Origin of the sequence: Pseudonocardia sp. McavD-2-B (assembly GCF_024124365.1) — a bacterium.
Classification (GTDB): Bacteria; Actinomycetota; Actinomycetes; order Mycobacteriales; family Pseudonocardiaceae; genus Pseudonocardia; species Pseudonocardia alni.
Genome location: NZ_JAMXSG010000013.1, coordinates 1 through 18,091 on the forward strand (window position 1 = coordinate 1; position 18,091 = coordinate 18,091).

Here is an 18,091-nt window from a genome sequence, read left to right on the forward strand (position 1 = left end):
GGTAGGCGCGGGCGACGGTGACCCGGCTGACCCCCAGCGCCTCGGCCAGCGCCCGCTCCGCCGGCAGCCGGGTGCCCGACGGCAGCCTGCCGTCGCCGGTCAGCACCCGCACCGCGTCGGCCAGCACCCGGTACGCCGGGCCGCGCCCGCCGTGGACGTCACCGCACAGCGCGGCGAGGCGCTCCGCCCCGGCCCCCTGCGTCATTCCCGATCCACTTTCGCTCGAGTGGCACGGTGACGACAGGCCACCGATCGAGGCAGCATGCCATCTCGTGACGATCGACAGCTCCCGCTGGTCGCTGCGGATGCCGCGGCGCACCCGGCGGCTCACCCAGCTCGTGGCCGGCCTGGTCGCCTACGCGGTCTCGATGGCGCTGATGATGCGCGCGGCCCTCGGCTCGATGCCGTGGGACGTGTTCCACCAGGGCGTCGCCGGTCGTACGGCCCTGTCGGTGGGCGCGGTGACCGTGGTCGTCGCGGTCGGGGTGCTGCTGCTGTGGATCCCGCTGCGGGAACGACCGGGGCTGGGGACGGTGGCGAACGTCGTCGTCATCGGGGCCACGGTGGACACCGCGCTCGCGGTGCTGCCCGCCCCGGAGGCGCTGTGGCTGCGGATGGCGTACGCCGTCGCCGGGATCGTGCTGAACGCGGCGGCGACGGCGGCCTACATCGGGGTCGGGCTGGGGCCGGGCCCGCGGGACGGGCTGATGACCGGGCTCGCGGCCCGCACCGGCCTGTCGGTGCGGCTGGTGCGGACCGCGATCGAGGTGACGGTCGTGCTCGTCGGGTGGGCGCTCGGCGGTGTCTTCGGCCCGGTGACGGTGGTCTACGCACTCGCCGTCGGGCCGCTGGTGCAGTGGTTCCTGCCGCGCTTCACCGTGGGTGCGGTCAGCCCGTCACCCTCGACAGCCAGTCCCCGTTGCTCAGATCCATCTTGACCCCGTTCACCATCACCGTCGGGGTCCCGAAGCGGCCGCCGGGCGCCACCGCCGGGTCGGCGACGGCCGCCTCGGTCGCGTCGGCGATCGCCTGGGTGTTCGCCTGGCGGGTGACGCAGCCCGCGAAGTCCCCCGTGGCCCCCAGCTCGGTGCCGAGCGCGGTCAGCTCCTGCACCGTCTTGCCGGCACTGCCCTCGGCGGGCTGGTCGGCGTACAGGCGGGAGTGGTAGGCGGGGAAGATCCCGGCGTCGGCGGCGCACAGCGCGGCGTTGCCGGCGCGGGTCGAGTAACCGGGCGGGGTCGAGCGCTCGTCGAGGATCACGATGTGGTGGTAGTTGATCTTCGCCTTGCCCTCGTTCACCGCGGTGGTGAGCTGGTTCCCGACACCGCTCTCCAGCTGTCTGCAGGCGGGGCAGAGGTAGTCCTCGTAGAGGTCGACGGTCACCGGGGCCGCCTGGTTCCCGGCCTTCACGACGACGCCGTCGCGGGTCACCGGGTAGGTCGCGACGGTCGCCTTCTGGTAGTTCTGGTACAGCACGTAGACGCCCGTGGCCAGGGCGATGACCAGCACGAGCGCGCCGATCCCGAGGTTGCGACCGAGCCCGCTCGAGGTGCGTGCGGTGCTGATCCCCGCCGCCTGCAGCCGGGCCTGCGCGGCCTGCCGGCGCTCGCGCTCGCTCTGTCCCATCAGTGCTCCTCCGTCGCGTCCGCCGGCGCCCGCCGGTCGTGGTCGTGTGCCGCGGCCCGGTCCCCGCGCCCGTCGAGGGAGAACAGCGTCCGCGGGCGCACCACCAGGTACACCGCGGCCGTGAGGAAGGCGAGGTCGCGCAGCAGGGCCAGGCCGTAGCCGGTGTCGTCGGGGTCGACCGGCCCGCCACCGCCGAAGCAGCCGCAGTCGATCGCCAGCCCGCGCGCCCACGCCTGCACCAGCCCCGCGACGAACGCGAGCAGCAGCACGGTGCCCACCACCGCGGCGAGCCGGGTGGCGAGGCCCGCGAGCAGCAGCAGGCCGAGTGCGATCTCCAGCGGCGGCAGCAGGGTCGCGACCGGCACGACGAGCGCGTCCGGCAGCACCCGGTAGGCGGCGACGGCGACGGCCGTGGTGAACGGCTCGGACAGCTTCACCGCCCCCGACACCAGCCAGACCGCGGCCAGCCCCAGCCGCAGCACGGTGCCCAGCACGTCGAGCGGGCGGCCTGCGGTCACGACCGGGGAGCCTAGCGAGCCCGCCGGTTCAGAACTCCTCGCGGGCGGACTCCTGCTCCAGCAGCGCGTCGAGATCGGTCAGCCGCTTCATCGTGGCGACGGCGCGGGCGGTGCGGTTGTTGCCCGCCAGCATCTCCTCGTGGCGGTGCACGAACTGCCAGTAGCCCGCGGTGAAGGGGCAGGCCTTCTCCCCCACCCGCACCTTCGGGTCGAACGCGCAGCCCGAGCACAGGTCGGTCATCCGGTCGATGTAGGCGCCGCCGGAGGCGTAGGGCTTGGTGGCCATCCGGCCGCCGTCGGCGTGCTGGCTCATCCCGATCACGTTGGCGGGCATCACCCAGGCGAACCCGTCGACGAACGCCGTCGCGAACCAGTCGTTGAGCTCCGCCGGCCGGTAGCCACGCTGCATGGCGTGGTTGCCGAGGATCATCAGGCGCGGGATGTGGTGGGTCCAGCCGCGGTCGCGGACCCCGCCCAGGGCGTGCGACAGGCAGTTCGCGGTGACGGCGTCGGCGTCCAGGTCGGTCCACCAGTCCGGCAGCGGGGTGCGGGCCCGGAGGTGGTTGCGACGCGTGTAGCCACGCCCGAAGCGCCAGTACAGCTGCCAGACGTACTCCCGCCAGCCGAGGATCTGCCGGACGAACCCCTCGACGCTGGACAGCCGGGCGTCCCCGTCGTGGTAGGCCTGCTCGGCGGCGTGCACCGCCTCCAGCGGGTGCAGCGCGCCCAGGTTCATCGGCACCGACAGCAGCGAGTGCGCCATGGCCCAGTCCTGCTCCAGCACCGCGTCCTCGTACGGGCCGAAGGTGTCGAGGCGGTGCCGGACGAAGTGCCGCAGCGCCCGGGTGGCCTCCTCGTGGGTGACGGCGAAGCGGCGCGGCCCGTCGTTACCGACCGTGGGGTACCCGGCCGCGTCGAGGTCGGCGCGGACCTGCTCGTCGATCCCGTCCTCGCGGGGTTTCCAGGGCGCCTTCACCTCCAGGCGCTCGGCACCCTTCGGCGGGGACTCGCGGTTGTCGTGGTCGTAGTTCCACTTCCCGCCGACGGGCTTCTCGCCGTCCATGAGCACGGAGAACCGCTCGCGCTGGGCGCGGTAGAACTCCTCCATCCGGAAGGTCTCGCGGTCACCGGCCCAGTAGTCGAACTCGTCCTTGCCCAGCGCGAAGGTCGGGGTGGGCCGGACCTCGGTGACCAGACCCTCCTTCACGAAACGGCGCACCATGTCCGAGGCCGGGAACGACGTCGGCTGGTGCACCACCACCGGGCGGCCGACCTGCTCCAGCGCCTCGCGGTAGGTGTCGGTGCGCAGGTAGGTGGCCCGGTCGCCGAGCTGCTCCGCGAGGTGACGCATCCCGGACAGCACCAGGTGCAGCTTCTGACGGTGGTGGCGCCGCCGGCCCAGCGCCCGGGTGGACTCGACGATCACGATCTCGCGGCCGGCGAACTCCTCGGTGTCCCACACGTGAGGGCCGAGCTGGTCGGCGAACAGCCAGAGCGGAGCCGTGTCATCGGACGACATCGACCCAGTGTCGGGGTGGTCGCACAGCGCCGCGCGGCGAGCGCGGTCGTCCTATCGTTGCAGACGTGAACGATCCGGAGCTGGAGGCGGAGCTCGCCGACCACAGCCACGACCACTCCCACCGTGACGTCTCCGGCGGCTGGCTGCGCGCGGCCACCTTCGGTGCGATGGACGGCCTGGTCACCACGATCGCACTGATCGCGGGCGTCGGGGGCGGCGGGGCGGGCCGTGACGTCATCGTGCTCAGCGGGCTCGCGGGTGTCGTCGCGGGGGCGTTCTCGATGGCGCTCGGCGAGTTCGCCTCGGTCGGCACCCAGAACGACGCGCTCGACGCCGAGGCGGCCGTCGAGCGCCGTGAGCTGGCCCAGCACCCCCGCGCCGAGCAGCACGAGCTGGCCGCCCGGTTCCGGGAGATGGGCCTGTCCGAGCAGACCGCCGACGCCGTGTCCCGGGAGGTGCACCGCGACCCCGAGCTGGCGCTGCGGATGCACATCAGCCAGGAGCTGGGGGTCAGCCTGGACGACAAGCCGTCGCCGTGGGTGGCGGCGGTGTCGTCGTTCGCCGCGTTCGCGGTCGGCGGGCTGATCCCGCTGATCACGTTCCTGCTCGGCTACGGCTCGCTCGCGCTCGGCCTCGCCGTCGGCGGCGTCGGCCTGCTCGCCGCGGGGGCGCTGACCTCGCGGTTCACCTCCCGGTCGTGGTGGTCGGCGGCGCTGCGCCAGCTGGCGTTCGGCGCCATCGCCGCCGGCGCCACGTACCTGGTCGGCATGCTGATCGGCGTCAGCGCCGCCTGAGGGTCAGTCCTCCACACTGATCACCCGGGCCGGGCACACGTGCTCGGCCTCCTTCACCGCGTCCCGGTCGCCCTCGGCGGGCGAGTCGGTCAGCAGCTCGACGATCCCGTCGTCGTCCTGGTCGAAGACGTCGGGCGCGGTCACGACACACTGGCCGGCCCCGATGCACAGTTCCTTGTCCACGATCACGCGCATGGCCATCAGAATGCCACCGGCAGCGCGTGCACGCCGTAGACGGCCATGTCGTCGCGGAACGGGATCTCCGAGTCCGGCACGGTGACCCGCAGTCCCGGGAAGCGCCGCAGCAGCGCCGGGTAGGCGATCTGCAGCTCGAGGCGGGCCAGTGGCTGCCCCAGGCACTGGTGCACCCCGAACCCGAATGCGACGTGCCGGTTCGTCCCGCGGGTCACGTCGACCTCGTCGGGGTGCGGCCACTGGCGGGGGTCGCGGTTGGCGGCCTCGGCGGCGAGCACGACGCCCTCCCCCGCGCGGATCGTGACCTCGCCGATCTCCAAATCCTCGGTCGCGACCCGGCGGCGGCCGACGTGGGTCACGGTCAGGACCCGCAGCAGCTCCTCGACCGCGGCGCGGACCTGCGCGGCGTCGCCGTCGCGGACGACGGCGAGCTGGTCGGGGTGGTGCAGCAGGGTCAGCGTGCCGAGCGCGATCATGTTCGCCGTCGTCTCGTGCCCGGCGACGAGCAGCAGCAGCGCCGAGGCACTCGCCTCGTCGACGGTGAGGTCCCCGGCCGCGACCCGGGCGGCCATCCCGCCGAGCACGTCGTCGCGCGGCTCGTCCAGCCGCTCCCGGACGAGGCCGGCGAGGTAGTCCTGCAGCGCGTCCGACGCCGCGGCCGACGCCTCCGCGCCCGAGGTCAGGTCGACCATGATCCGGCTCTGCGCCTCGAAGAACGCGTGGTCGGCGTAGGGGACCCCGAGCAGGTGGCAGATCACCAGCGACGGCAGCGGCAGCGCGAACGCCTGCACCAGGTCGGTCGGGTTCTCCCCCGCTTCCATGGCGTCCAGCAGCGCGGTGACGGTCTGCTCGACCAGCGGCCGGAGGCGCTCGATACGGCGCACGGTGAACTCACCGATGAGCATCCGCCGGTGCCGGGCGTGCTCGGGGCCGTCCATCATGATGAAGCTGCGCCGGCGCCCCCGGGAGCGCACGCGGCGCGACCGCGACGCGGCCGGGTAGCCGTCGCGGTCGGCATCGGCGGACAGCCGCTCGTCGGCGAGCGCGGCGCGGACGTCGTCGTAGCGGGTGACGAGCCACGGCGTACTGCCGTCCCAGATCCTGACCCGGGCGACCCCCGGCTCGGCGGGGCACTCGTCGTCCCGGATGCGGGCGAGCTCGGCGGGCGGATCGAAGGGGCACCCGCGCGTCATCGGGTAGGTGGGCACGGGGTCGGTCACGGCGGTCATCGGCATCACTCCCGGCGAGGATGTTAGCAATGCTCAGTTTCATTGCGCAACGATCTGCGCAGAGAGCAGAGACAGGAACGGCCCCGTCCCGGGATCGGGACGGGGCCGCTGGGCGGTGGAGGTGCCGGGAATCGAACCCGGGTCCTCCGTCGGTTCACGAGGGCTTCTCCGTGCGCAGTCCGCTCTGTCTCTACTCGGATCCACCGGTCACGCGAACAAGCCGGTGTGACGATCCCAGCCGCTGTTGGATGTCCCCTGCGGTTCCGCGGCCGGACCGCAGGGTGAGTCCCCTGAATGATGTCGGGAACCGGAGCGGGGACGCCTCCGGCCCGACAGCCCCTACCTGAAAATCAGGCAGCGAGCGCGTAAGCGCTCTGGGCAGTGCGACTGTTGTCGGCACTTATTTTTTTGCGACGCATGGTTAACGAGATCATCGTCGCCTTCCTCGGCACGCTTCACCTCGATCAACGATCGGAGTCGAAACCGTTCACCCCCTGGTCGGGTCCCGGAGGACCCGCAGTCCACCTGCACTCCGCACGGACGTACCCGGGCGGACGCACAGCATAACGCCCCACGCCCGCCCGATCATCCCGGTTCCCGGTGGCGTGTCATCCCGCCGCGACGTCGTAGGTGTGCCCCGCGGCCCGCAGCCGGTCGACCAGCACGTCACCCAGCGCGGTGGCCGGGGTGAGGCAGCCCGCACGGTCGGGCAGCGCGGACCCGCCCAGGGCCAGTGCGAGGCCCGCCTCGCCGAACATGACCGCGGTGGCCCCGTAGCCGGGGTCGCCGGGGCCGGAGACCCGCACCCGGTAGCGACGTCCGGACTCGGTCTCGGCACGCACGTCCATCCGGAACCAGCCGCGCTCGCGGGTCCGCTCCGACGGCCCGGTCCCGGGCGCGGGCAGCACCCGGTCGAGCAGCGGGCGGATCGGCGGCACCATGAACGCACCGACCAGCGCGCCGAGCCCGCCGGTGACCACACCCGCGGTGACCGCCCCGGACACCCCGCGACCACAGCCCTGGAGCTCGCCGTAGCGCAGTCCGCGGCCGTAGGCGTGGTCGAGCAGCGCGTTGGAACGGCGCACGATCCGGGTGTTGTAGGACGCCATCACGAACGGCGCGGTCCAGGTGCCGTCCGGGAGCCGGGCGGGCGGTCCCGCGTCACCCGGCTGCGACGGCGTCGGCTCGGCCGACGGGTTGGGGCTCAGCGAGTGCGGGCGGGCGGCCAGGCGCCGGGCGTCGCGGTCGGTGCGGACGGTGTCGAGCTGCCCGCGCAACGAGTCCACCGTGCCGCCGGAGACCCCGCCGCGCATCGTCGCGACCGTGCGGACCTCGGTGAGCCCACCCGCGCCGTCGGCCTGTGCGGCCCGGTGCGCGAGGAACACCCCCAGGTCGGAGGGGACGGAGTCGTAGCCGCAGGAGTGCACGATCCGCGCGCCGCTCGCGCGCGCGGTGTCGTGGAAGCGGTCGATCGCCTCGCGGACGAACAGCACCTCGCCGGTGAGGTCGGCGTAGTGGGTGCCGGCCCTCGCGCACGACCCGACCAGCCCCAGGCCGTACTTCGCGTACGGGCCGACCGTGCTCAGCACGACGCGTGCGCCCGCGGCGAGCCGGTCGGTCGCGGCCGGGTCGGCGGCGTCGGCGACGATCAGCGGCCAGTCACGCGCCGACGTGGGCAGCGCCGCCCGGGTCGCGGCGAGCTTCGCCTCGGAGCGACCGGCCAGCGCGATGCGCACCCCGGGCGGGGCGTGCTCGGCGAGGTGACGGGCGATGAGGCCGCCGACGAAGCCGGTCGCGCCGTAGAGGGCGATGTCGACCGGGGCGGACGCGCCGTTCCCGTCGTTCTGCGGGCTGACCATGTCTAAGAGCTCCTCGGGGTCTCGGCCGCGGGGCCGGGGGCGGCGTGTCGGACGGGGTCGACGCCCAGCAGCGCGGCCGGGGCGTCGTACAGGACCGAGCGCAGGAACGCCGCGCCGAGGCGGGGCTCGGCGGCGGCCCAGCCGGCGATCGCGGCGAGCTGCTCGGCGTAGGCGTAGGGGATGTTGGGGAAGTCGGTGCCGAGCACGATCCGCCCCGGGTGCTCGGCCAGGCGTGCCGGCCAGTCCGGCGGCAGCGGCGCGATCCGCTGGGAGAACGCGGTGCCGACCATCGTCGTGTCGAGCACCAGGTTCGGGAACCGGTCCAGCAGCTCCAGCGCGCCCCGGAAGTCCGGCATGCCCGCGTGCGCCAGCACGATCCGCAGATCGGGGTGCGCCGCCAGCACCTCGGCGAAGATCCCGAGCCCCGTGTGCTCGCCGGGGATCGGGCCGTCGCCGCAGTGGACGACGGCGGGCACGCCCGCGTCGGCCAGCAGGCCCCAGGCGTCGCGCAGCAGGGGGTCGCGCGGGTCGAACCCGCCGACCTGGACATGCACCTTGACCATCCGCGCCCCGTCGGCGACGGCACGGCCGAGGTAGTCGACCACGGACGGTTCCGGGTAGAGCGTCGCGGTGCGCACCGCGCGCGGGTGGACGTCGGCGAACCCGCCGGCCCAGCCGGTGAGCCACTCCCCCATGCCCGGCTTGTGCGGGTAGGTCAAGGGCGCGAACGCGAGCACTCCGAGGCGTTCGAGGATCGCGTAGCGCTCCTCCTCGGGTAGCCGGTACTGCACCGGCCACGGGGTGCCGTAGTGGGTCTCGGCGTCGTCGAAGTAGGCCCAGACCTTGTCGAGCATCCGCTGGGGCAGGAAGTGCACGTGCACGTCGACCAGGCCGGGCAGGTCCAGCTCGGCGGTCCAGCGGGGCACGTCGGCGTCGTCGACCGGTGGCAGGGGGAGATCCACGGCCCCACCCTAGGCGGGCCGTGGCTCAGCCGCGCAGGTCCCGGGCCCGCCCCTTGGCCGCACGGCCGACGGCGCGCGCGATCTCCTTCTGCGCGTCCTTCTTGGCCAGGTCGCGGCGCTTGTCGTAGTCCTTCTTGCCCTTGGCGAGCGCGAGCTCGCACTTGACCTTGCCGTCGTTGAAGTACAGCGACAGCGGCACCAGGGTGAGCCCGCCCTCGCGGGTCTTGCCCATCAGTCGGTCGATCTCCCCGCGGTGCAGCAGCAGCTTGCGGGTGCGGCGCGGCTCGTGGTTGGTCCAGCTGCCGCGCACGTACTCCGGGATGTGCAGGTTGCGCAGGAAGATCTCGCCGTCGTCGATGGTGGCGAAGGCGTCGACCAGCGACGCCCGCCCCAGACGCAGGCTCTTCACCTCGGTCCCCTTGAGCGCGACCCCGGCCTCGAACTCCTCCAGGATCGCGTAGTCGTGCCGGGCCCGACGGTTCTGCGCGATCACCTTCCGGCCCTGTTCCTTCACACGACCAGCCTACCCGCGTACCGCCACCGGTATCCGACCGCGGCGGCCCCGGAGCAGTGCCCGTGCACGTCGGCGCCACCTCGTGCAGATTCAGCGCGAGAGCAATGATCGCGTATCAGACCGATGATCACAGAAGCGGACGTGACGACGACGGCGGCGCGGGGTGAGCGCTCAGACCTTCACGTAGGCGCGCAGGGTCACGTAGCCGGTGATCCCGGCGACGAGGGCCCCGGTGGGCACGAGCAGCGCCGAGACCACCAGCACGTCGGTGATCCGGACCGGCGGGATCACGCCGGCCTGACCCATCGCGGCGAACAGGTCGTCGACGACGGCGTACTTGGCCGCGACCAGGCCGATCCCGGCGAGCGCCCCGCCGACGGCCCCGGCGATGGCGGCCTCGACCAGGAACGGCAGCTGGGTGGTCCAGCGCGTCGCCCCGACCAGGCGCATCACGCCGACCTCGGTGCGCCGCATGAACGCCGAGACCTGCACCGTGTTGGAGATCAGCAGGACCGCCGCGAGCGCCTGCACGACGGCGAGCGCGAACGCCACGTTGCGCACGCCGTTGAGGAAGTCGAACAGCGTCCCGACGACGTCGCGCTGGTCGATCACCCCGCGCACCCCCGGCCGGCCCTCGACGGCGGCCCGGGCGGCCGCGGCACCCGCCTGCTGGTCGGTCAGGGTGACCCGCAGCGTGGCGGGCAGCGACTGCGGCCGGGCGACGTCGGCGACCGACTGCCCGGCGAACAGCTCGCGGAAGCGGGTCCAGGCCTGTTGCTGGGACTCGAACGAGACCGAGCCGACGCCCGGGGCGGCCTCCAGCGCGCTCCGCACCGCCGCGCACGTCGGCCCGCTGCAGTCCGGGTCGGTCTCCGAGACGTCCGGAGTGAGCGCCACCTGGATCTCGAGCCGGTTCGTGTAGAGCGCGGAGATGTCGTCGATGGTGCGCAGCACGAGCAGGCCCGCACCGACCGACATGAGGGTGACCGCGGTGGTCAGCACCATCGCGACGGTCATCGTGACGTTGCGGCGCAGGCCGGAGGAGACCTCGCGGGTGAGCAGGGCGGGACGCATCTACCGGCCCGCCCCGTACACCGCGCGGGCCTCGTCGCGCAGCACGCCACCGTCGGCCAGCTCGATCACCCGGCGGCGCATCGCATCCACGATGGACGAGTCGTGGGTGGCCATCAGCACCGTGGTGCCCGCGCGGTTGATGCGCTCCAGGACCTGCATGATCTCCCGTCCGGTCTCGGGGTCGAGGTTGCCGGTCGGCTCGTCGGCCAGCAGCAGCGGTGGGCGGTTCACCGACGCCCTGGCGATCGCGACGCGCTGCTGCTCGCCGCCGGACAGCTCGTGCGGCAGCCGCTCCGCCTTGCCCTGCAGCCCCACCATCTCCAGCAGCTCGGGCACCGCGATCCGGATCTCCGAGGGCGTGCGGCCCAGGACCTCCAGCGCGAACGCGACGTTGCCGGCGACGGTGCGCTTGGGCAGCAGCCGGAAGTCCTGGAAGACGCAGCCGATCCGCTGGCGCAGCTTCGGCACCTTCCGCCGGGGCAGCCCGGCGACGTCGAGGCCGTCGATGAGGATGGATCCCGAGGTGGGGACGTCCTCGCGCAGCAGCAGCCGCAGCAGCGTCGACTTGCCCGACCCGGACGGCCCGATCAGGAACACGAACTCGCCCGCACCGACCGTCGCGGAGACCCGGTCCAGCGCCGGGCGCCCGGACGCCGGGTAGCGCTTGGAGACGTCCCGCAGCTCGATCACGGAGCGGGACGGTACCGCCGCCCGGAGTACACGGGCCGTGACGACACGCCCGTCAGGCCGGTCCGGCGGCGACCGGGTCCCGCGACGGGTCGAGCGCACCGGCGAGCCGGTCCAGGACGGGGACCGCCGCACGCAGCGCGACCGCGTCGGCACCGTCCAGGTCGCCGAGCGCGCGCCGGATCTGCCGCGTCCAGGCGGCGTCGAGGAGCTCGCGGTGCCGGACCGCCCGGGCCGTGGGGTACAGCAGCGCACGACGGCCGTCGGCCGGGTCGGCACGGCGCTCGACGAGGTCGCGCTCGACCAGCGACCGGACGGTGGCGCTGACGTTGCTGGGCTGCAGCCCGAGACCGCGGGCCACCGCCGACACCGGATGCCCGGGCCGCGCCGAGACCCACCGGAGCACCTCGTGCTCGGATCCGGTGATCGCGTCCAGGCCGACCGCGCGTTCGCCCGACGCCCGCAGCACCCGCGACAGGTCGTGGACGGCGGCCACCAGCGCCGCCCAGTCCTCGCGCTCCTTGATCTCCGTCACAGACGCGATACTACTCGACCATTCATATATATTTTCATAACTGATCGCCCGTGGGAGAGAGGACCGCCATGACCGTGGGTACCGAGCAGGCCGCACCGAGGACCGCGCGCGGCCGCACCGTGCCGGACGGCGTGTGGATCGGCGTTCTCGCGCTGCTGACGGCGGTGGCGCCGCTGGCCACCGACATGTACCTGCCCGTGCTGCCGACCGTGGCGACCGAACTGGGGGCGTCGGCGTCGGCGGCGCAGCTGACCCTGACCGCGTTCCTGGTGGGGCTGGCGGTCGGGCAGCTGGTGATCGGCCCGCTCTCGGACAGCTGGGGGCGGCGACGCCTGGTCCTCGCGGGCACGGTCCTGCTGTTCGTCGCCTGCCTGGCGAGCGCGGTCGCGCCGTCGGTCGCGGTGCTCGTCGTCGCCCGGTTCCTACAGGGCTTCGGCGGGGCGGCCGGCCTGGTACTGAGCCGCGCGATGATCTCCGACCGCACCGCCGGCGCGCGGACCGCGCAGCTGTTCTCGCTGATGATGGCGATCAACGGGATCGCGCCGGTGATCGCGCCGGTGATCGGCAGCTCGCTCGGCGGGGTCGTCGGCTGGCGGGGCATCTTCGTCGTGCTCGCCGGGCTGGCGCTGCTCATGCTGGTGTCGTCGCTGCTCGCGGTGCACGAGACGCTCCCGGCCCCGGCCCGTACCTCCGGCGGTGTGCGCCGGACCTTCGCCGACGTCGGCGCGCTTCTGCGCCGCCGTCGTTACGTCGGCTACGTGCTCGCGTTCGCCACGTCGTTCTCGATGATGTTCGCCTACATCTCCGGATCGCCGTTCGTGCTGCAGCAGACACTCGGCCTCTCCACGACGCAGTACGCCCTGGCCTTCGGGACGAACGCGGCCGGGCTGGTGCTGGGCAACATCGTCAGCAGCCGGCTCGCCGCGCGGGTCGCCCCGCGCCGCCAGCTCGTCGTCGCCGTCGGGGGGCTGGTCGTGCTGTGCGCGGCTCTGCTCGTCGTGGTGCTGCTCGGCGCCGCCCGCTGGCCCGTCCTCGTGCTGCTGTTCGCGACCCTGGCCACGCTCGGGTTCGTGATGGGCAACAGCGCGGCGCTGGCGACCGGCGAGGTCCGCGACCGCGCCGGGACGGGCTCGGCCCTGCTGGGGGCCACCCAGTTCGGCCTCGGCGCCCTGGTCTCGCCGCTGGTCGGGTCGAGCGCGACGGCGATGGCCGTGACCATGCTGACCGCGGCCACGCTCTCCGCCGTGTCGCTCACCGCCCTGACCCGCGGCGCGACCGCGCCGCGCTGAGCCGGCACCGCCGTCCCGCCCGCCCTGCTCGCGACGCCGAGATGCACCTCAGCGGGAGTTGTCGATCTCCGCGGCCCGCTGAGCTGCATCTCGACGCACCGCGGCCGGGTCGGTGCGAGGCGTGACCCGCGAGGCACGACCCGCGCCCTGAGAGCCGCGAGCCGCGAGGCGCGAGCGCGGAAATGCGGGGGCCGTCGTCAGGGGGCGGTGATCTCCACCGGTAGCCCGGGGTCGCTGAAGGAGACGGTCACCGCACCCGGGACCGCGGCGCCGGCGTTCTGCGTCCCGGCGGCCGGGGCCTGCGGCTCCAGGCGCAGCCGGAGCAGCCGTCCGCGGTCGGCGGGGGCGGCGTCGGGAGCACCGAGCCAGGCGGTGAACCGCGGGGTCGGCGAGACCAGCCCGGCGAGCTCGTCGAGCCGGGCCCCGACCGCGGGGTCCGGGGCGCCGGCCCGTGCGGCGGCGAGATCCACCGACCCGGTGTAGGTCGTCGCGGCGACGCCGTCGACGTCGGCTGCCCCCGGCGCGGCGACGACGTCGCGCAGCCCGGGCGCGGCGTGCAGCATCCCGCCGACGGCACCGACCGGGAGGAGCCCCGTGGACAGCGGCTGCCAGCGGTCGCTGCCGCCGAACCGGGCCCAGGCACGGTCGTCGAGCACCCTGACCTGGGCACCACGGGTGCCGAGGGCGACGGTGAGGTCCGCGGCGAACGGGGTGAAGCGGGCGGGGCCGGAGGCGCGAACCGGGCCGGTGACCGAGTCCAGCTCGACGTCGACCCGCGCCGACCCGGCGCCGGCGAGCGCGGTGCCCGCGGCGGCCACGGTGTCCTGCGCCGACGGCGCGGTGGACGCGGCCGGAGCCCCGTCGGCGGCCGGCTCCGGGGACCCCGTCGTGCATCCGGCCAGGGCGAGGACGAGGAGGGCGCCGCAGACGGCGGACGCCCGGCGACCCCGGCTCACGAGGCCGATTCGGTCTGCTTGCGCCAGCGGATGCCGGCCTCGATGAACTCGTCGATCTGGCCGTCGAGCACCTGCGAGGGGTTGCCCTCCTCGTGCTCGGTGCGCAGGTCCTTCACCAGCTGGTACGGGTGCAGCACGTAGTTGCGCATCTGGTTGCCCCAGGAGGACCCGGCCTCCTTGAACGAGTCGCGCAGCTCGCGCTCCTCCTGCCGGCGCCGCTCCAGCAGCTTCGCCTGCAGCACGGCCATCGCCGACGCCTTGTTCTGCAGCTGGGAGCGCTCGTTCTGGCAGGCGACGACGATCCCGGACGGGATGTGGGTCAGCCGGACCGCCGAGTCGGTCGTGTTGACGCCCTGGCCGCCGGGCCCGGACGCGCGGAACACGTCGACCCGCAGGTCCTTCTCGTCGATCTCGATGTGGTCGGAGGTCTCGACGACCGGGGCCACCTCGACACCGGCGAACGACGTCTGGCGCCGCCCCTGGTTGTCGAACGGCGAGATCCGCACCAGGCGGTGGGTGCCGGCCTCGACCGACAGCGTCCCGAACGCGTACGGCGCGTGGACGGCGAAGGTGGCCGATTTGATGCCGGCCTCCTCGGCGTAGGACGTCTCGTAGACGTCGGTGCCGTAGCCGTGGCGCTCGGCCCAGCGCAGGTACATGCGCAGCAGCATCTCGGCGAAGTCGGCGGCGTCGATGCCCCCGGCCTCGGACCGGATGGTCACCAGGGCCTCGCGCTCGTCGTACTCGCCCGAGAGCAGGGTGCGGACCTCCAGCGAGGAGATCTCGCTGCGGAGCTTCGCGCGCTCGGCGTCGGCGTCCGCGACGGCGGACTCGTCACCCTCGTCCTCGGCGAGCTCGTAGAGCACCGGCACGTCGTCGAGGCGGCGGCGCAGGTCGTCGAGGCGGCGCAGGTCGCCCTGGGCGTAGGCCAGCCGGCTGGTGATCTGCTGGGCGGCGTCGACGTCGTCCCAGAGGTCCGGCCGGCCCGCCTGCTCGGACAGTTCCTCGATCTCCTGGCGCAGCCGGGGCACGTCGGCGACGGCCTCGATGCTGGACAGCGTGGTGTCGAGGTCCTTCAGGTCGGCCTGGACGTCGGAGTTCACAACGGTCGAGGGTACGCGGGGGTGGGACCCGGTTCAGTCCTGGGGGATCGCGTCGATCAGCTTGATCATCGCCCGGGTGTGGGCGACGGCGAAGTCCGCGACCGGACGGCCGTAGGGGTCGTCGGTCGCACGGGCGGCGGCGCGGGCCACCGCGAGCCGCTCGGCGTAGGCCTCGCGGGCGGCCGCGACGAGCTCGGTGCGCTGCTTGACCGTCAGCGTCCCCGCGTGCAGCAGCCGCAGCACCAGCGGGCTGCGGACGGCGTCGGCGTCGCCACCGGTGGCGAGCCAGTGCTTGAACGACCGCTTGCCGGCGGCGGTGATCACGTACTGCTGGCTGGCCCGCGGGCCCTGCTTGCCCAGGCGCAGCAACGCCTCCTCGGTCAGCGCGGGCAGCTCGCGGTAGACCTGGCTGCGGGTGACCGAGAAGAACAGCCCGAACCGCTCACCGGCCGCCGCCACCAGCTGCCCACCGGTCATCGGCCCGCCGTGGAGCAGACCGAGGAGGGCGGCGGCGGTGGCGTTGACCGGTGTGACGGGTGCCATCGTCCGACGGTCCCACGTCCGCGCCGGGCGCGCGAGTCCACAGCGCACATCCGCCCTGAGCAGACGGGGTGCACTGTGGCCTCACGCGGCCCACGGAGGGGTCAGGCCCCGATGGTCAGGGAGGCGATCCGCTCGCGGGAGACGGCGACGTCGCCGTACTGGCCGGCGAGCCGCTTGGCGCGCTTGTAGAAGAAGTGCGCCTCGTGCTCCCAGGTGTAACCGATGCCGCCGTGGAACTGGATCATCGCCGCGGTCGCCTGGAGCGCCACGTCGCTGCTCTTGGCCTTGGCGACGGCGACGGCGAGCTCGGCACCGTCGAGCCCGGCGTCCACCGCGTGCGCGGCGTAGAGCGCCGCGTGCTCGGCCATCGTGACCCCGACGTGCAGGTCGGCCAGCGCGTGCTTGAGCGCCTGGAACGACCCGACGGGCACACCGAACTGGGTGCGCTCGCGGTCGTAGGCGACGGTGCGGGTCAACGCCTCGCGGGCGATGCCGACCAGGTCCGCGGCGACCAGCACGGTCGCCCGGTCGGTCAGCTGCTTCTGCAGCTCGACGGTGGTGCCGGGCAGCGCCTCGGCGGTCCCGCCGTCCAGCGACGCGAGCCGGGTGGTGCCGTCGTAGCTGCCGACCGGCGACGCCGTGGCGCCGGTGATCAGCGCCAGCCCGGGCAGGCCGTCCTCGGCCGGGGCGACGACGACGTCGGCGAGCGCGCCGTACTCCACCACCGGCAGACCGGTCGCGGCGCTGCCCCGGGTGGTGAACGCACCGACCGCCTCGCCCGCGGCGAGCTTCGGCAGCCAGGCCGCCTTCTGCTCGTCGGAGCCGGCGAGCCGGATCGCGTCGGCGGCCAGCACGGTGCCGCGCCACGGGCCGGGGGCGACACCCGCCCCGAGCGCCCGGGCGATCACCTGGGCCTCGACCAGGCCGAGACCGAGGCCGTCGTGCTCCTCGTCGACGGTGACCGCGGTCCACCCCTGCTCGCCCGCGGCGCGCCACAACGACGCCGGGTTGCCGTCGTCGGACGGGTTCTCGACGACCGTCCGCACGGCGGCGAGGTCGAAGCGCTCGGCCAGGTAGTCGCGCACCGCGGCGCCGAACTCCTGCTGGTCGGAGGTGAGTGCGAAGAACATGTGTCCGCTCCCCTTACCGCGGCAGGCCGAGCACGCGCTCGGCGGTGACGTTGCGCTGCACCTGCGACGAGCCGCCCCAGATGGTGACCGAGCGCGACCACATGGCCTGGGCGTGCAGCGGGCGCAGGTCGGTGCCGTCGGGCAGCGCGTCGAGCGTGGCGTCCTCGCCGAGGATCCGGTCGTAGACCTCCCAGAGGTCCTGGAACGCCTCGGACCACTGGAGCTTGGTCATCGACGCCTCGAAGCCGAGATCGCGGCCCTGCTCGACCTGGGTGAGCACGTGCATCGAGTGCAGCTTCAGGCACTCCAGCTCGATCAGCACGCGGGCCAGGTCGTCGCGGATCACCGGGTCGGTGTCGCGGCCGAGCCGCCGGGCGACAGCGGCGATCTCGTCGTACTGACGACGGAACTCGGTGTACTGGGAGATGCCGGACGCGCCGCGCTCGAACGAGAGCAGCAGCATCGCGGTGCGCCAGCCGTCGCCGATCTCGCCGAGGCAGTCGGCGGCCGGGACGCGGGCGTCGTCGAAGAAGACCTCGCCGAACTCGCTCGCCCCGCTCATCTGGCGCAACGGGCGCGCGGTGACGCCGGGCTGGTCCATGTCGATGAGCAGCATCGAGATGCCACGGTGCTTCTCCGACCCGGCCTCGGTGCGGACCAGGGTGAAGATCTTGTCGCCGTGCACGGCGTTGGTGGTCCAGACCTTCTGGCCGTTGACGACGAAGTCGTCACCGTCGCGAACGCCCTTGGTGGACAGCGCCGCGAGGTCGGAGCCGGCGCCGGGCTCGGAGAAGCCCTGGCACCACACGACCTCGTTGCGCAGCAGCGGGCCGATGATCTCCTTCTTCTGCGCGTCGGTGCCGATCGCCATGACCGTCGGCGCGAGGAAGGTCAGCCCGAGCGGGTTGACCGTACGGGGCGCCTGGGCGCGGACGGTCTCCTCGTCGTAGATGGCCTTCATGCCGGGTGTGCCGCCGCGGCCGCCGTACTCGACGGGCCACTGGATGCCGGCGAACCCGGCGTCGGCCTTGTCCCGCTCCCAGTCGCGCCGCAGCCGGAAGCTCTCGGAGTCCTCGAGGGACTCCCAGAACCCGGGGCGGGTCCACTCCTGCGGGATGTGGGCGCCGAGCCAGGAGCGCAGTTCCGCGCGGAACTCCTCCTCGGCCGGAGTGAAGGTGAGGTCCATGGATGAGCACCCGTTCTTCGTGTGAGGTCGGCACTGTCCCGCCCCGGAGCCTTCCATACCCGCCGGTAACCTGCTTCCCGCGGCGTGTCCGTGGCCCGGGCGGTATGCAGGGAGTAGCCTTTCGGTATGCGCAGCGAGCGGGTGACGGTCACGCTGCCGGCGGAGCTGGTGGCCGAGGCGAGGGACGCGGTGTCCCGCGGATCGGCGTCGAGCCTGTCCGCCTACGTGGCGGAGGCCGTGCAGGCACGACAGGACCGGGACCGTTCCCTGGCCACCCTGGCCGACCTCTACGGCGGCCCCCCGCCGGCCGACGAGCTGGATGCCGCGCGCCGTTCGCTGCGCCCGGTCCCGCCCGTGGCCGTCGGCTGAGCC

The 18,091-nt window shown here is 73.6% G+C and carries 21 protein-coding genes and 1 other RNA gene; 4 read left to right on the forward strand and 18 right to left on the reverse strand.

Annotated features, from left to right (window positions below):
- The coding region (locus NH602_RS03635) for a GntR family transcriptional regulator (RefSeq protein ID WP_253067023.1) at positions 1 to 205 on the reverse strand (205 nt) is incomplete at its 3' end.
- Positions 206 to 305: 100 nt separating this feature from the next.
- On the opposite strand from NH602_RS03635, the gene NH602_RS03640 reads away from it, so the two are divergent.
- Positions 306 to 938, forward strand: coding sequence for a YitT family protein (locus tag NH602_RS03640; RefSeq protein WP_073578397.1), 633 nt, complete (start codon positions 306 to 308; stop codon positions 936 to 938).
- Here NH602_RS03640 and NH602_RS03645 read toward each other — a convergent pair.
- The 3 genes from NH602_RS03645 to NH602_RS03655 are packed head-to-tail and all read right to left on the reverse strand — an operon-like array spanning position 889 to position 3,663.
- Entirely contained in the window at positions 889 to 1,626 is a 738-nt protein-coding gene (locus tag NH602_RS03645; protein WP_161151918.1) for a thioredoxin domain-containing protein, read from the reverse strand. The two genes, NH602_RS03640 and NH602_RS03645, sit on opposite strands and share 50 nt — an antisense overlap.
- Positions 1,626 to 2,144 carry a MauE/DoxX family redox-associated membrane protein gene (locus tag NH602_RS03650; protein ID WP_179760945.1) on the reverse strand — a complete coding sequence of 173 codons (519 nt, stop codon included), beginning with the start codon at positions 2,142 to 2,144 and terminating at the stop codon, positions 1,626 to 1,628. Before NH602_RS03650 ends, NH602_RS03645 begins: the two co-directional genes overlap by 1 nt.
- A gap of 28 nt (positions 2,145 to 2,172) precedes the next feature.
- Positions 2,173 to 3,663 (reverse strand): cryptochrome/photolyase family protein, encoded by a 1,491-nt coding sequence (locus NH602_RS03655; RefSeq protein ID WP_179760946.1) that lies wholly within the window; start codon positions 3,661 to 3,663, stop codon positions 2,173 to 2,175.
- A 65-nt stretch (positions 3,664 to 3,728) separates the two neighbouring features.
- On the opposite strand from NH602_RS03655, the gene NH602_RS03660 reads away from it, so the two are divergent.
- On the forward strand, positions 3,729 to 4,457 hold the full coding sequence (locus NH602_RS03660; protein WP_073578369.1) for a VIT1/CCC1 transporter family protein: 729 nt from the start codon (positions 3,729 to 3,731) through the stop codon (positions 4,455 to 4,457).
- Positions 4,458 to 4,460: 3 nt separating this feature from the next.
- Here the strand turns inward: NH602_RS03660 and NH602_RS03665 are convergent, their stop codons facing one another.
- From NH602_RS03665 to NH602_RS03705, 9 genes are all read right to left on the reverse strand, one after another.
- Positions 4,461 to 4,652 (reverse strand): ferredoxin, encoded by a 192-nt coding sequence (locus NH602_RS03665; RefSeq protein WP_073578396.1) that lies wholly within the window; start codon positions 4,650 to 4,652, stop codon positions 4,461 to 4,463.
- 5 nt (positions 4,653 to 4,657) lie between these two features.
- Complete coding sequence (locus NH602_RS03670; RefSeq protein WP_253067024.1) at positions 4,658 to 5,881, reverse strand: cytochrome P450; 1,224 nt, start codon at positions 5,879 to 5,881, stop codon at positions 4,658 to 4,660.
- A 113-nt stretch (positions 5,882 to 5,994) separates the two neighbouring features.
- Positions 5,995 to 6,376: a transfer-messenger RNA gene (gene ssrA, locus NH602_RS03675) on the reverse strand.
- Between the two features lie 113 nt (positions 6,377 to 6,489).
- Positions 6,490 to 7,740: a trans-acting enoyl reductase family protein gene (locus NH602_RS03680; RefSeq protein WP_253067025.1), complete on the reverse strand. Its 1,251-nt coding sequence runs from the start codon at positions 7,738 to 7,740 to the stop codon at positions 6,490 to 6,492.
- A 2-nt stretch (positions 7,741 to 7,742) separates the two neighbouring features.
- Positions 7,743 to 8,702, reverse strand: coding sequence for an amidohydrolase family protein (locus tag NH602_RS03685; protein ID WP_253067026.1), 960 nt, complete (start codon positions 8,700 to 8,702; stop codon positions 7,743 to 7,745).
- Positions 8,703 to 8,727: 25 nt separating this feature from the next.
- Positions 8,728 to 9,216, reverse strand: coding sequence for an SsrA-binding protein SmpB (smpB, locus tag NH602_RS03690; RefSeq protein WP_073578366.1), 489 nt, complete (start codon positions 9,214 to 9,216; stop codon positions 8,728 to 8,730).
- 171 nt (positions 9,217 to 9,387) lie between these two features.
- Entirely contained in the window at positions 9,388 to 10,290 is a 903-nt protein-coding gene (gene ftsX / locus NH602_RS03695) for a permease-like cell division protein FtsX (RefSeq protein WP_073578365.1), read from the reverse strand.
- Positions 10,291 to 10,980: a cell division ATP-binding protein FtsE gene (gene ftsE, locus NH602_RS03700; protein ID WP_073578394.1), complete on the reverse strand. Its 690-nt coding sequence runs from the start codon at positions 10,978 to 10,980 to the stop codon at positions 10,291 to 10,293.
- Positions 10,981 to 11,032: 52 nt separating this feature from the next.
- Complete coding sequence (locus tag NH602_RS03705) at positions 11,033 to 11,512, reverse strand: MarR family winged helix-turn-helix transcriptional regulator (RefSeq protein WP_157818479.1); 480 nt, start codon at positions 11,510 to 11,512, stop codon at positions 11,033 to 11,035.
- Between the two features lie 68 nt (positions 11,513 to 11,580).
- On the opposite strand from NH602_RS03705, the gene NH602_RS03710 reads away from it, so the two are divergent.
- Positions 11,581 to 12,801, forward strand: coding sequence for a multidrug effflux MFS transporter (locus tag NH602_RS03710; RefSeq protein WP_073578364.1), 1,221 nt, complete (start codon positions 11,581 to 11,583; stop codon positions 12,799 to 12,801).
- A 197-nt stretch (positions 12,802 to 12,998) separates the two neighbouring features.
- On the opposite strand, the gene NH602_RS03715 is transcribed toward NH602_RS03710, so the two are convergent.
- The 5 genes from NH602_RS03715 to NH602_RS03735 all read right to left on the reverse strand — a co-directional run bounded on the left by NH602_RS03715 (position 12,999) and on the right by NH602_RS03735 (position 17,719).
- A complete protein-coding gene (locus NH602_RS03715) occupies positions 12,999 to 13,757 on the reverse strand; it encodes a hypothetical protein (RefSeq protein ID WP_253067027.1) in 759 nt (252 codons plus the stop codon).
- Positions 13,754 to 14,860 (reverse strand): peptide chain release factor 2, encoded by a 1,107-nt coding sequence (prfB, locus tag NH602_RS03720; RefSeq protein WP_073578362.1) that lies wholly within the window; start codon positions 14,858 to 14,860, stop codon positions 13,754 to 13,756. Before prfB ends, NH602_RS03715 begins: the two co-directional genes overlap by 4 nt.
- Positions 14,861 to 14,893: 33 nt before the next feature.
- Positions 14,894 to 15,403: a helix-turn-helix transcriptional regulator gene (locus tag NH602_RS03725; protein ID WP_020621783.1), complete on the reverse strand. Its 510-nt coding sequence runs from the start codon at positions 15,401 to 15,403 to the stop codon at positions 14,894 to 14,896.
- Between the two features lie 101 nt (positions 15,404 to 15,504).
- Positions 15,505 to 16,533, reverse strand: coding sequence for an acyl-CoA dehydrogenase family protein (locus tag NH602_RS03730; protein WP_253067028.1), 1,029 nt, complete (start codon positions 16,531 to 16,533; stop codon positions 15,505 to 15,507).
- Between the two features lie 13 nt (positions 16,534 to 16,546).
- Complete coding sequence (locus NH602_RS03735) at positions 16,547 to 17,719, reverse strand: acyl-CoA dehydrogenase family protein (RefSeq protein ID WP_179760954.1); 1,173 nt, start codon at positions 17,717 to 17,719, stop codon at positions 16,547 to 16,549.
- Positions 17,720 to 17,845: 126 nt separating this feature from the next.
- Between NH602_RS03735 and NH602_RS03740 the strand changes: the two genes are divergently transcribed.
- On the forward strand, positions 17,846 to 18,088 hold the full coding sequence (locus NH602_RS03740) for a hypothetical protein (protein WP_062400609.1): 243 nt from the start codon (positions 17,846 to 17,848) through the stop codon (positions 18,086 to 18,088).
- Positions 18,089 to 18,091 lie beyond the last annotated feature (3 nt).

Excerpts from the sequence above, each read along its gene's own strand:
- NH602_RS03670 (WP_253067024.1), bottom strand. The coding sequence starts at position 5,881 with ATGACCGCCGTGACCGACCCCGTGCCCACCTACCCGATGACGCGCGGG.
- NH602_RS03730 (WP_253067028.1), bottom strand. The coding sequence starts at position 16,533 with ATGTTCTTCGCACTCACCTCCGACCAGCAGGAGTTCGGCGCCGCGGTG.
- NH602_RS03640 (WP_073578397.1), top strand. The coding sequence starts at position 306 with ATGCCGCGGCGCACCCGGCGGCTCACCCAGCTCGTGGCCGGCCTGGTC.
- NH602_RS03645 (WP_161151918.1), bottom strand. The coding sequence starts at position 1,626 with ATGGGACAGAGCGAGCGCGAGCGCCGGCAGGCCGCGCAGGCCCGGCTG.
- NH602_RS03735 (WP_179760954.1), bottom strand. The coding sequence starts at position 17,719 with ATGGACCTCACCTTCACTCCGGCCGAGGAGGAGTTCCGCGCGGAACTG.
- NH602_RS03725 (WP_020621783.1), bottom strand. The coding sequence starts at position 15,403 with ATGGCACCCGTCACACCGGTCAACGCCACCGCCGCCGCCCTCCTCGGT.
- NH602_RS03680 (WP_253067025.1), bottom strand. The coding sequence starts at position 7,740 with ATGGTCAGCCCGCAGAACGACGGGAACGGCGCGTCCGCCCCGGTCGAC.
- ftsX (WP_073578365.1), bottom strand. The coding sequence starts at position 10,290 with ATGCGTCCCGCCCTGCTCACCCGCGAGGTCTCCTCCGGCCTGCGCCGC.
- NH602_RS03655 (WP_179760946.1), bottom strand. The coding sequence starts at position 3,663 with ATGTCGTCCGATGACACGGCTCCGCTCTGGCTGTTCGCCGACCAGCTC.
- NH602_RS03740 (WP_062400609.1), top strand. The coding sequence starts at position 17,846 with ATGCGCAGCGAGCGGGTGACGGTCACGCTGCCGGCGGAGCTGGTGGCC.
- NH602_RS03710 (WP_073578364.1), top strand. The coding sequence starts at position 11,581 with ATGACCGTGGGTACCGAGCAGGCCGCACCGAGGACCGCGCGCGGCCGC.
- NH602_RS03665 (WP_073578396.1), bottom strand. The coding sequence starts at position 4,652 with ATGCGCGTGATCGTGGACAAGGAACTGTGCATCGGGGCCGGCCAGTGT.